Here is an 11,680-nt window from a genome sequence, read left to right as displayed (position 1 = left end):
GCCGTTGGCCGTCACCTCCTCCTTTACTTTGCCCAGACCCCTGCCCACCCCGACGAGGCTCGGCGTGCGGTGAGCAGAGCGCAGCGCTCGCGACAGCGTCTCAATGAGGCGCCGACGAACTCCGAACGCGGGGCGGATGCCCTTGCGTACGAAGTAAAGGGGGAGGTGACGGCCAACGGCCGGCGCCGGAGGACATTCGTACGCAAGGGCATCCGCCCCGCGCCACTATGATTCAATCCGCCGCACGCGATGCAGAAACCGCTCAGCGCCCGCGACCACCGTGCCAATGCTGGTGCCACGCCTGGAACATCAGCACGTTCCACAGGTGCGTGTGCCACTTGCGCTCGCCACGCAGGAACGCCTCCCAGATACCGCGCACGCGCGCAACATCGAAACACCCCTGGTTGCGCAACAGCTGCGGGTCCAGCAGCGCCTCCGCCCAATCGCGCAGCGGGCCCGCCAGCCAACGCGCCATCGGCGGGCCAAAACCGCGCTTGGGGCGGTACACCAGCGGTTCCGGCAGGTAGCGCGCCAGCAGGTGCTTGAGGATCCGCTTGTGCTCACCATCGTGGTACTTCAGGTGCTGCGGCAGGCGCCAGGCCAGACGCACCACCTCCATGTCCAGCAGCGGCGCACGCGTCTCCACGCCCGCCGCCATGCCCGCACGATCGACCTTGGCGAGGATGCCCTCGGCCAGATCCATGCGGAAATCCAACAGCTGGATGCGCGCCTCGGCCGGCAGCGCGGTGTCCTGCTGCTGGAAGATCGTCATCGGCTCACGTGCGCCCAGCACCACCTGCGCCGGCTGCCGCCAGCGGGTGACACGTTGCAGGTAATGCCCTTCCACATCGTTGGCGGCAACCTCGGCCACCAGCGCACGCCAACCGCCCAGACGGCCACGCTCGACGTTCATGCGGTTGCCACTGCGCCGCGCCAAGTCACGCACCCAGTCCGGCAAGCCACCGCACAGGCGTGCATTGCGCAGTGCGCGGCCATAGCTGGGATGACCGAAGAACAGTTCATCGCCACCGTCGCCGGTCAGCGCCACCGGCTTGCGCGCGCCCAGCAGTTCACTGGCCAGCAGGGTCGGCAGCTGCGAGGCATCGGCGAAGGGCTCGCACCAGACCTGCGGCAGGCGCTGCAGCAGATCCAGGCCCTGGCGCGCATCCATCCGGTGCAGATGGTGCTGCACGCCCAGGTGGCGCGCGACCTGTGAGGCCCAATCGCTTTCGTCATGGCCGGGATCGTCGAAGCCGACCGTCCAGGCCTCGATCGGCAGGGTCGACTGCGCCTGCATCATCGCGGTCACCAGCGACGAGTCGGTGCCGCCGGACAGGAACGCACCGCAGGCCAGCGGCGAATGCATGCGTGCCGCGATCGCCTTCTGCAACACCACTTCCAGCTGGTCGGTGGCCTGTTCCAGGCTGGGCGCCGGCTGCAGGGGTTCCTGCAGCGCACTCTGCATCGCATCGCGTGCGCACCAGTAGCGCGCGCCCCCTTCCGCCGCCTGGCTGGAACCGCCGGCAGCGTGGTCATCCAGATCGACGCGCAGCGCCGCGCCGGCCACCAGCTTGTGGATGCCCCGGTAGATGGTGTGCGGCGCCGGCACATAGTCGTGGCGCAGCAGCAGGCTCAGCGCATCCTGGTCGATGCTCGGCGCGAAGCCGGCGAAGGCCTGCAGCGCCTTCATTTCCGAGGCGAACAGGAACTGGCCCTGGAACCAGCCGTAATACAGCGGCCGCTCGCCCACCGGATCACGCGCCAGCCACAACGCTCGCGACTCACGGTCCCAGACGCTGAAACCGAACGCGCCTTCGATACGCGACAGCGCCCGCTCTACGCCCCATTCAACGATCGCCTGCAGCAGCAGCCGGGCGTCGCTGCAGCTGCGTGGCAGCTCGCGCAGCTGCGCCTGCAGGTCGGCGCGGTTGTACAGGCGGCCGTCCAGGCACAACACGTAACGGCCGCAGTCCGAGCTCAGCGGCTGCAGCGGGGTATCGGTCGGCGCCCGGCAATGGCCCAGCGCGAGGCCGGCCTCGGCGTCGGTCCAGTAACCGATGCGGCCCCGGCCACGCTGCTGCAGGGCGCGCAGCATCGGCGCCAGCTGCTGCAGCAGATGTTCGTCCTCGGCGGGCGGCAACCAGGCCCCGACCACGCCGCTCATCGGGCACCTCCGCAGCGGCAGCGGCGGGACGGGTTCAGCAGGCAGGGGGCGGCGAGCGACATGGGAACGGCACGCGGAGCGGAGGAGACTCCATGCTCGGCGCCCCACCTGCCCCGCGTCAGTCGCTTTGCTGTCAGCGATGGTCACCAGACGTATCACGAAGGTAACGTTTTGTAACGGCAACAAGCTATGCTGGACGCCAAGTTGTTGCCAGGCCTGAGGCCCGGCCCGAGCGCCAGCAACCCCGGCTGAATGGCGCCCGCCCCCGGGACCCGGGCGGCCCGCAGGCTGGGATAGCATCGCCGCGCTCGTGCCGTGGCGGTACGTTTGCGCCCACGGAGGCCTTGAAAATGCTGGATATCGTACTGGTTGAAGACGATGCCCGCCTGGGTACGATGGTCAGCGACTATCTGCAGCGGCATGGCTATCAGGTGGCCCATGAGCGCAGTGGTGAGCGCGCGGTGGCCCGGATCCTGGCCGAGAAGCCGGCCCTGGTCCTGCTCGATGTCGGTCTGCCCGACCAGGATGGTTTCGAAGTGTGTCGGCAGATCCGGCCCCACTATGACGGCACCATCTGTGTGCTGACCGCCCGCACCGACAACATCGACCAGGTGCTGGGACTGGAGCTGGGGGCCGACGATTACATCGGTAAACCCATCGAACCGCGGGTGCTGCTCGCCCGCCTGCGTGCCCACCTGCGCCGCCATCGCCGGGTCGAACCGCGCGACGGCAGCCTGCGCTTCGGCGAGCTGAACATCGACCCGTCCACCCGCAACGTGCACCTGCAGGGCGGCCTGCTGGAGCTGACCACGGCCGAGTTCGACCTGCTGTTCCTGCTGGCCAGCAACGCCGGCCAGATCCTGGACCGCGATGCGCTGCTGCGCGGCCTGCGTGGCATCGCCTTTGACGGCCTGGACCGTTCGATCGATGCGCGCATCTCGCGCCTGCGCCGCAAGCTGGGCGACAACCCTGAACAACCGGAGCGGATCAAGACCGTCCGTGGACGCGGCTACCTGTTCAGCCGCTCGGCATGGGGATGAAGCGCACGCACTCGGCGATGCGCGGCCACGCCTTCCACTTCCTGCGCTACGGCATCGGCTTCCTGGTCGCCCACCTGCTGCTGATCGTGCTGGGCCTGTGGGCCTGGGATGCGCTGCTGGAAGACCGCACCGAAGCCAGCCTGCTGGCCGAGATGCGTGGCACCCATGCGCTGCTGCAGCAACGCTTCGCGGAAACACCACGTGACCAGTGGCCGGCGCTGGCACGAGTGCTCGACGCCGACTTCGCCTATGCCCTGCGAATGGTGCCGCTGGCCGAGGCGGAGAAGGCGCTGTCGGCCAGCCAGCGACCGCCGTTCAACAACGGCCGTGTGCAGATCGACCTGGAACACATGCGCAGCCTGCAGCGGATCGGCGACAGCGACTATGCCGTGATGCTGGGGCCACTGGATGAAGCGTTGCCTGAGGAAGGCTGGCAGGACAGCGAAGTGTCCGGCGTGGCGATCCTGCTGCTGATCCTGATGGTGGCCGTGGCGCTGCCGATGTATGTAATGGTCTCCCGCCTGTGGCGCGATGTGTCGCAGCTGGCACAGGCGGCGCGGCAGATGCGCGACGGCCAGCTGGATACGCGTGCGCCGCGTGCCGGCACCGCGCTGGTGCGGCCGCTGGCCAATGCCTTCAACCACATGGCCGAGCAGCTGCAGCAGCTGCTGGAGAGCCAGCGCGTGCTGGCGCAGGCGGTCGCGCATGAAGTGCGCACGCCGTTGGCGCGGATGCGCTTCGGCCTGGCCGACCTGGAGGACACCGCGCTGGACGAGATACAACGCGATGCGCTGGGCGGGCTGCGCACCGATGTCGATCGGCTGCAGCACCTCACCGATGCCGGCGTCGAATACGCCGCACTCGGTCGTTGCCATCAGCTGACCCGCCAGCGCCTGCAGCTGGCGGCACTGGTCCGTGGCGTGGTGGCCCAGTTCGCACCGCTGCCGCTGCCGGTACAGCAGGCGCTGTCGCCAGCAGGCCTGGTCAATGTCAACCGGCATATGCTGGAACTGGCGCTGCGCAACCTGCTCGGCAATGCCCTGCGTTACGCACGGCGGCAGATCCGTATCGCCAGCACGGTCAACGACGGCTGGCTGTGCCTGCAGGTGGAGGACGACGGCCCCGGCATCGCGCCCGAACTGCGCGGCCAGGTACTGCAACCCTATGTGCGGCTGGACCCGGGCAGCCCCGGTTTCGGTCTCGGCCTGGCACTGGTGCAGGTGGTGGCCGACAAGCATGGCGGCCACGTTGAAGTGACCGATTCGGAGCTGGGCGGTGCCTGCATCCGCCTGCACCTGCCGCTGGAAAGCGGCGGTGCCGTGGAGAGCGAGACGACCTGCTAGACCGCCGGTTCCGCGCGCGGCAGGGCAAACACGAACAGCGCGCCCTGCTCGCTGTCGCGCAGTTCGATCCGGCGGCCATGCAGCTGCACGATGCGCTGCACGATCAACAAGCCGAGGCCACCGTTCTCGCCACGCCGTGCGCCCAGTGCGGCCGGCGCCTGGAACAACTGTGCGCGCAACGCGGGAGCTACTCCGGGGCCATCGTCGGCAACGCTCACCTCAACGCTGTCCTGCGTCGCGCGCAGGCGCACCTCGATCTGGCCACCCTCGGGCGCATGCCGCAACGCGTTGTCGAGCAGATTGGTCAGCACGCGCTCGACCAGGCCCAGGTCAGCACGTACCAGCGGGAGGCCGGGCGGGAACTCGGCGTGCAGGCGCTGGTTGCGCGCCTGCGCGGCCAGCTCGAACTTCTGCAGTACGTCCTGCAGCAGTTCCGGCAGCGCGAACACTTCCCACTCCAGACGCACTTCGCCATGCTCCAGCCGCGCCAGCTCGAACAGCGCGCGCGCCAGCCGACCAACCTTGGCGCTCTGCGCCAGCGCGATACCGAGGTAACGGCGGCGCTCGTCCGGGGACAGCGTGGCGTCCTTCAGCGCCAGCGTTTCCAGGTAGCCGTGCAGCGACGACAACGGCGTGCGCAGATCATGCGAGATGTTGGCCACCAGTTCGCGCCGCTGCAGGTCCTGCTGGCGCAACTGCTGCCATTGCTCCCCCAGGCGCTGCGCCATCTGCGCATGCGCGTGTTCCAGGATCACCAGTTCATCGCGCTCACCGGGCCGCAGTGGCTCCGGCGGCGGCAGTGGGGTCGGCGCGTCGATGTCGAACGCCTGGATGCGTCGGGTCAGGCGCCGCAGCGGACGCGTCACCCAGTAGAACGCCACCAGCCCGGCCAGCAGGCCGAGGCTTCCGACCAGCATCACCGACCACCATGTGGTGTTCCACTGGCTGCCCGCCGCCAGGTCGTCGGCGAGCATCTGCCGGTGTTCGCCGACCAGCACTACGTACACATAACCGGCCTGGCGGCCCTGCACGATCAACGGTGCAGCACTGAACACCTTGCGGCCATCGGCGCTGCGCGGGTCATCACCGAGGATCGGCAGTGGCGCACCGGCCAGCAGGCGACGCAACGGTGCCACGTCCACCTTGTTGCGCACCAGATGCCCACTGGGTGCATCGTGGCCGAGGATGCGACCCTGGTCGTCCAGCAGGTAGACCTCGACGCTGGGATTGACCGCCATCAACTGACCGAACAGCGCGCGCACCGCCGCATCGCGCATGCCGCTGGTGTCCATCAGTTCGCTGCGCTGGGCGATGTGCTCGGCCAGGCCCAGCGACAGCCGCTGCACCACTTCCTGCTCATGGCGGGTGTTGGCGCGCATCTGCAGCGCCAGCAGCGCCATGCAGCACATCAGCATCAGCGCGGCGGTCACCACCGCCAGCTTCTGCCACAGGTTGGGCTTGATCATGCCGCCGCCCCGGCCGGATCGACCAGCTTGTAGCCGCGTCCCCACACCGTCAGCAATCGCCGCGGGTTCGCCGGGTCGGGTTCGATCTTGCTGCGCAGGCGGTTGATGTGGGTATTGACCGTATGCTCGTAGCCATCGTGCTGGTAGCCCCAGACCTGGTTGAGCAGTTCCATGCGCGCGAACACCTGGTCCGGATGACGGGCGAAGAACAGCAGCAGATCGAACTCGCGCGGGGTCAGCTCCAGCGCGTTGCCATCCACCGAGGCGGTACGCGCGACCGGATCGAGTTGCAGCCCACCCAGCTCGATTGCGCCGGCATCGATGCGCGCGCTCTGCGCCATCGCCTCGGCGCGGCGCAGCAGCGCGCGCACCCGTGCCACCAGTTCCGGCATCGAAAAAGGTTTTGCCAGGTAATCGTCCGCGCCGAGTTCCAGGCCGACGATCCGCTGCGTTTCGCTGCCGCGCGCGCTGATGATGATGATCGGTACATAGCGCGCCATCGCGCGTGCACGCTGGCAGACCTGCAGGCCGTCGACACCGGGCAGCATCACGTCCAGCACCAGTGCATCCCACGGGCCGTCCTGCTCGAGCAGGCGCAGGCCGGCATCGCCGCTGGCGGCATGGGCGACGTCGTAACCCTCATCGCCCAGATGCATGCGCAGCAGGTCGGCGATGTGGGCATCGTCTTCAACGATCAGCACGCGTTTGGTGGACATCGGCAGCTCGGGGCCAGTGGGGAGGCTGGCTGCATTGTGGCGCGGGACGGCCGCCGATACCTCACGAAAAATTGAATCCTGCGTGAGGATTCGTTGACCCGGGCGGGCGCAGCATGGCCCCGTCGCCCCTTCCCGGAGTCCGCCATGTCCCTCTCCCGCCGCCATCTGCTGGGCCTGGGCGGTGTTGCCACCGCCGCCGGCCTGCTCGGCCTGGGGGCCTGCAGCCGCGCCGCCCCGGCCGCCGCCGAAGCGCGTCCGTCGCGACAGTTCGAGGTCATGCACAGCGATGCGCGGTGGCGCCAGCAGCTGACCCCGGCGCAGTACGCGGTGCTGCGCCAGCAGGCCACCGAGCGCCCGTACAGCAGCCCGCTCAACAAGGAACATCGGCAGGGCACTTTCGCCTGCGCCGGCTGTGCGCTGCCGCTGTTCTCCTCCTCCACCAAGTTCGAGAGCGGCACCGGCTGGCCCAGCTTCTGGGCACCGCTGCACAACGCCATCGGCGAAGACCGCGACGTCACCTTCGGGATGCTGCGGGTGGAGGTGCATTGCCGCCGCTGCGGCGGCCATCTCGGCCATGTGTTCAACGATGGGCCACGCCCGACCGGGCTGCGCTACTGCATGAACGGTGCGGCGATGGTGTTCGTTCCCGGTGCCACTGATGGCACTGCCGACGGCTGGCGGGTGCCTGTCGGCTCTTCCCCTGCTTCCGGAGCCTGACGATGCTGCTGTTGCTGCTTGCCTATCTGGGGGGCGCGCTGACCCTGCTCAGCCCCTGCATCCTGCCGGTGCTGCCGTTCGTGTTCGCGCGTGCCGATCGCCCGTTCCTGCGCAGCACGCTGCCGTTGCTGCTGGGCATGGCGCTCACCTTCACCGTGGTCGCCAGCCTGGCCGCGGTGGGCAGCCAATGGGTGGCGCAGGCCAACCAGGTTGGACGCTGGATCGCCCTGCTGCTGATGGCGCTGTTCGCGATCGCGCTGCTCTGGCCGCGGCTGGCCGACCACCTGCTGGCACCGTTCCAGCGCGTGGGTGCCCGCCTGAGCGCACGCGCCGATGCGGCGGATGCCGCGGGGCACGGCGGCGCGTGGACCTCGCTGCTGATCGGCATCGCCACTGGCCTGCTGTGGGCGCCGTGCGCCGGGCCGATCCTCGGCCTGGTGCTGACCGGTGCTGCCCTGCATGGCGCCAGCGTCGGTACCAGCACCCTGCTGCTTGCCTATGCATCGGGTGCGATCACCGCGCTGGCGCTGGCGGTGTGGGTCGGCGGCCGGGTGTTCCGTGCGCTGCAGGCGAGGCTCGGCCTCGGCGATGTCCTGCGCAAGGTGCTGGGTGTAGCCGCGCTGCTGGCCGTCGTGGCGATCGGCCTCGGCTGGGATACCGGCCTGCTGACCCGCCTGTCCACGGTCAGCACCGCGCGTATCGAGCAAAGCCTGCTCGACGCCCTGCCCGGTGCGCAGCCGGCGGCACCGCCGATGATGATGATGGCTGGCCCCAATGCGGGTGCCGATGCACCGCTGCCAGTGGAAGGCACCCTGCCCGCGCTGGATGGCGCCACGGGTTGGCTCAACAGCCCTCCGCTGAGTGCACAGCAGCTGCGTGGCAAGGTGGTGCTGGTCGACTTCTGGACCTACTCCTGCATCAACTGCCTGCGCGCGATGCCGTTCGTGCACGAATGGGAACGTCGCTACCGTGACCATGGGCTGGTGGTGCTCGGCGTGCACACGCCGGAGTTCGCGTTCGAGCGTGACCCACGCAACGTGATGAAGGCGGTGCAGCAGCTGAAGGTCGAGTACCCGGTGGCGCTCGACAACCAGTACACGATCTGGCGCGCCTTCAACAACCGCTACTGGCCGGCGCAGTACTTCGTCGACGCGCAGGGCAATATTCGCGGCCATCAGTTCGGCGAGGGCAACTATGCGCGCTCGGAACAGATGATCCGTCGCCTGCTGACCGAAGCCGGGCAGACCAACCTGCCACCACCGGCCGATCCCGCTGCCGCCGACCTGAAGGGCGTGGCCGTGCAGGCCGACATGGGCAACCTGCGTTCGCCGGAAACCTACCTGGGCCACGCCCGCGCCGAGCAGTTCGCCTCGCCCGGCGGGCAGCGCAGCGACACCGCGTTCGACTACACGCTGCCCACCACTCTGGCGTTGAACCAATGGGGACTGTCCGGGCGCTGGACCGTCACCGACGAGGCCGCACAGCTGCAGCAGGCCGGTGGCCGCATCGCCTTCCAGTTCCACGCACGTGACCTGCACCTGGTGCTGGCACCGAGCGAGGACGGCAAGCCAGTGCGCTTCCGCGTCTGGCTGGATGGCAAGCCGCTGCCCGCCGCCGATGCCGGCAGCGATGTCGGCGCCGATGGCAGCGGCGTGGTCAACGAACACCGCTTGTACCAGCTGGTGCGCCAGCGCGGCACGGTCGGCCCGCATCGCTTCGAGATCGAATTCCTCGATGCGGGCGTGCAGGCCTATGCCTTCACCTTCGGTTGAAACGGGAGCACACGATGAAACTCTCTTTTGAACAAGGTATCGCCGCCGGTGTCGCCGGCTTGGTAGCTGCTGCATTGATCGCTGGCGTGCTGCTGGTCGACCACGGCGCAGTCGCGGCACCGCTGGAAGCCAGCGCGCAGGCCAAGGCACTACCGGCGCCCAGCGGCGACGCCGCGTTCCGCGATGACGCCACCCATGCCAGCGTGGTGTTCGCCGGCGGTTGCTTCTGGGGCGTGCAGGGCGTGTTCCAGCACGTCAAAGGTGTGAGCAATGCGGTGTCCGGCTACATCGGTGGCAGCGCGGCCAATGCGCGCTATGAGCGCGTCAGCGGTGGCCAGACCGGTCATGCCGAGGCGGTGAAGATCGACTACGACCCGCGCCAGGTCAGCTATGGCCAGCTGATGCAGGTGTTCTTCTCGGTGGTGCACGACCCGACCCAGCTCAATCGGCAGGGACCGGACCAGGGCAGCCAGTACCGCTCGGCGATCTTCAGTGATGACGCACGCCAGCAGGCTGCCAGCCGCGCCTACATCGCCCAGCTCGGCCAGGCCGGCAGCTACCGCGCACCGATCGTCACCCAGCTGGTCAGCGGCCAGCGCTTCTACCCGGCCGAGAGCTACCACCAGAACTACATGAGCAACTACCCGCAGGCGGCCTACATCCGCTACTACGACGCACCGAAGCTGGCGGCACTGGGCAAGCAGTTCCCGGCGCTGTACCGGCGCGACGCGGCGCTGGTGCCGATGCGGTAACGACCCGGGTAGTGCCGGCCGCTGGCCGGCTCCTGCGGATCTGGGGATCGCCGGCCAGCGGCCGGTACCACCTCCAAAAAAAAGACGCACGGCCATCCAGCCGTGCGCTTGGGAAGTATCGGCCGTGCCCCGATCAGGCCCGTCCGACAACGACATGCTAGGCTCGCCATCATCATGGGTACAGAACCAGATGGCGGGAAGTTCGATGGATACAGATAACCAGAGCGCGATGATCCCACCCCGCTACCAACGGCTGTCCGATGAACTGGCCGAAGCCATCCACGGCGGACGTCTCCCGGTCGGCAGCCGCCTGCCTTCACTGCGGCAGATGGCCCTGCAGCGAAGGCTCAGCCTGAACACGGTGATTGCGGCCTATCGCCAGCTGGAGGACGCCGGCCTGGTCATTCCGCGGCCCAAAGCCGGCTTCGAGGTGGCGCCGCGATTGTCGGTGCCGGAACGTTCGCTGCGCGACACGCCGTCTGCGCCCACCGCGCCGCTGCAGCAGGTGTTGATGGCGCGCGTGCTGGAGGCACAACGTCGCTCCGGAGTGATCGACCTGGCGTTCGCCGGTCCGCGCGGTCGCCAGTTCTATCCGGGCGCACAGCTGGCCCGTCACACCGCGCAGGTGCTGCGTCACGGTCAGCAGACGGTGGAGACCTACGCGCGCCCCAACGGTTCACCCCGGCTGCTGGCGCAGATCGTGCGCCGTGGTCCACGCATGGGCCTGCACACCCACAGCGAGCGGCTGCTGCTGACCCACGGCGCGATGGAGGCCCTGCAGCTGGCACTGCGCGCGGTCACCCAGCCCGGTGATGCGGTCGGCATCGAGGCGCCGTCCTACTTCAACCTGTACCCGTTGCTGGCCAACCTCGGCCTGCAGGCCATCGAGCTGCCCACCCACCCGCAGCACGGCCTGGATGTCGATGCACTGGAAGCGATGCTGGAGCACACGTCGCTGGCTGCACTGGTGGTGATGCCGACCGTGCACAACCCGCTGGGCTGCACCATGCCGACACCCGCCAAACAGCGCTTGGCCGAACTGGTCAACGCACGGCAACTGCCGCTGATCGAAGATGCGGTGTATGCCGAGCTGCAATTCTGCGAACCGCCGGCGCCCTTGCTGAAGGCCTTCGATCGCGATGGCTGGGTGATGGTGGTCGGTGGGTTTTCCAAGACACTGGCACCGGATTACCGTATCGGCTGGCTGGATGGCGGCCGCTTCGCCGAGCGCATCGCACTGCTCAAGTTCCAGTCCACCGGTGGCGAACCGCAGCTGCTGGGCGATGCGGTGGCGGCGTATCTGGAAGCAGGCAGCTACGAACACCACCTGCATCGCATGCGCCGGCTGTACCGCGAACAGGTGGGACGGCTGCGCCAGCTGGTGGCCGAACACTTCCCGGCCGGCACCCGTGCCACCGAGCCGCAGGGCGGCTTCCTGCTGTGGCTGGAACTGCCGGGCGTGGACACGCGCGAGCTGTTCGAACGTGCGCTGGTAGAGGACATCGTGTTCATGCCCGGCCAGGTGTATTCGCGTGGTGCGCGTTATCGCCACTGCCTGCGTCTGTCGTGCTGCCAGACCTTGGATGCGCGCTTCATCGGTGCGGTGGAGCGGCTCGGTGCGATCGCGAAGGAGCTGGCGGCTGCGGCACGGTAACGCCGGCCGCTGGCCGGCAACCTCGGGATCGCCGGGTGGATGCAGTTGCCGGCCAG

General features: G+C 68.6%; 9 protein-coding genes. 6 read left to right on the top strand and 3 right to left on the bottom strand.

Features of this window, described 5'->3' with window-relative positions; all coding sequences use genetic code 11:
* Positions 1-262: 262 nt before the first annotated feature.
* Entirely contained in the window at positions 263-2,164 is a 1,902-nt protein-coding gene (gene asnB / locus QRO95_RS15895; RefSeq protein ID WP_285302977.1) for an asparagine synthase (glutamine-hydrolyzing), read from the bottom strand.
* 350 nt (positions 2,165-2,514) lie between these two features.
* Between asnB and QRO95_RS15890 the strand changes: the two genes are divergently transcribed.
* The gene (locus QRO95_RS15890; RefSeq protein ID WP_285302976.1) at positions 2,515-3,204 is read left to right on the top strand and encodes a winged helix-turn-helix domain-containing protein; all 690 of its coding nucleotides are present in this window, start codon (positions 2,515-2,517) and stop codon (positions 3,202-3,204) included.
* The gene (locus tag QRO95_RS15885) at positions 3,201-4,547 is read left to right on the top strand and encodes an ATP-binding protein (protein ID WP_285302975.1); all 1,347 of its coding nucleotides are present in this window, start codon (positions 3,201-3,203) and stop codon (positions 4,545-4,547) included. Before QRO95_RS15890 ends, QRO95_RS15885 begins: the two co-directional genes overlap by 4 nt.
* Here QRO95_RS15885 and QRO95_RS15880 read toward each other — a convergent pair.
* Positions 4,544-6,013, bottom strand: coding sequence for a HAMP domain-containing sensor histidine kinase (locus QRO95_RS15880; protein ID WP_285302973.1), 1,470 nt, complete (start codon positions 6,011-6,013; stop codon positions 4,544-4,546). The two genes, QRO95_RS15885 and QRO95_RS15880, sit on opposite strands and share 4 nt — an antisense overlap.
* On the bottom strand, positions 6,010-6,729 hold the full coding sequence (locus tag QRO95_RS15875) for a response regulator transcription factor (protein WP_014035866.1): 720 nt from the start codon (positions 6,727-6,729) through the stop codon (positions 6,010-6,012). Before QRO95_RS15875 ends, QRO95_RS15880 begins: the two co-directional genes overlap by 4 nt.
* A 144-nt stretch (positions 6,730-6,873) precedes the next feature.
* On the opposite strand from QRO95_RS15875, the gene msrB reads away from it, so the two are divergent.
* The 4 genes from msrB to QRO95_RS15855 all read left to right on the top strand — a co-directional run bounded on the left by msrB (position 6,874) and on the right by QRO95_RS15855 (position 11,624).
* Positions 6,874-7,446 carry a peptide-methionine (R)-S-oxide reductase MsrB gene (gene msrB / locus QRO95_RS15870; protein ID WP_285302972.1) on the top strand — a complete coding sequence of 191 codons (573 nt, stop codon included), beginning with the start codon at positions 6,874-6,876 and terminating at the stop codon, positions 7,444-7,446.
* Between the two features lie 2 nt (positions 7,447-7,448).
* A complete protein-coding gene (locus QRO95_RS15865; protein ID WP_285302971.1) occupies positions 7,449-9,218 on the top strand; it encodes a cytochrome c biogenesis protein DipZ in 1,770 nt (589 codons plus the stop codon).
* Between the two features lie 14 nt (positions 9,219-9,232).
* Positions 9,233-9,970 carry a peptide-methionine (S)-S-oxide reductase MsrA gene (gene msrA, locus QRO95_RS15860; protein ID WP_285302970.1) on the top strand — a complete coding sequence of 246 codons (738 nt, stop codon included), beginning with the start codon at positions 9,233-9,235 and terminating at the stop codon, positions 9,968-9,970.
* A gap of 205 nt (positions 9,971-10,175) precedes the next feature.
* Positions 10,176-11,624, top strand: a complete 1,449-nt coding sequence (locus tag QRO95_RS15855) for a PLP-dependent aminotransferase family protein (protein WP_285302969.1) — start codon at positions 10,176-10,178, stop codon at positions 11,622-11,624.
* Positions 11,625-11,680 lie beyond the last annotated feature (56 nt).

The sequence above is a fragment of the Stenotrophomonas maltophilia group sp. Smal13 genome, assembly GCF_030236855.1.
Taxonomy (GTDB): domain Bacteria; phylum Pseudomonadota; class Gammaproteobacteria; order Xanthomonadales; family Xanthomonadaceae; genus Stenotrophomonas; species Stenotrophomonas maltophilia_A.
The sequence above is the reverse complement of the archived record's forward strand: the minus strand, read 5'-3'. Positions and strand labels throughout refer to the sequence as shown.

What these genes read in the sequence shown, in the direction of transcription:
- asnB (WP_285302977.1), bottom strand. Translation starts at nt 2,164, where the DNA reads ATGAGCGGCGTGGTCGGGGCCTGGTTGCCGCCCGCCGAGGACGAACAT.
- QRO95_RS15890 (WP_285302976.1), top strand. Translation starts at nt 2,515, where the DNA reads ATGCTGGATATCGTACTGGTTGAAGACGATGCCCGCCTGGGTACGATG.
- QRO95_RS15885 (WP_285302975.1), top strand. Translation starts at nt 3,201, where the DNA reads ATGAAGCGCACGCACTCGGCGATGCGCGGCCACGCCTTCCACTTCCTG.
- QRO95_RS15880 (WP_285302973.1), bottom strand. Translation starts at nt 6,013, where the DNA reads ATGATCAAGCCCAACCTGTGGCAGAAGCTGGCGGTGGTGACCGCCGCG.
- QRO95_RS15875 (WP_014035866.1), bottom strand. Translation starts at nt 6,729, where the DNA reads ATGTCCACCAAACGCGTGCTGATCGTTGAAGACGATGCCCACATCGCC.
- msrB (WP_285302972.1), top strand. Translation starts at nt 6,874, where the DNA reads ATGTCCCTCTCCCGCCGCCATCTGCTGGGCCTGGGCGGTGTTGCCACC.
- QRO95_RS15865 (WP_285302971.1), top strand. Translation starts at nt 7,449, where the DNA reads ATGCTGCTGTTGCTGCTTGCCTATCTGGGGGGCGCGCTGACCCTGCTC.
- msrA (WP_285302970.1), top strand. Translation starts at nt 9,233, where the DNA reads ATGAAACTCTCTTTTGAACAAGGTATCGCCGCCGGTGTCGCCGGCTTG.
- QRO95_RS15855 (WP_285302969.1), top strand. Translation starts at nt 10,176, where the DNA reads ATGGATACAGATAACCAGAGCGCGATGATCCCACCCCGCTACCAACGG.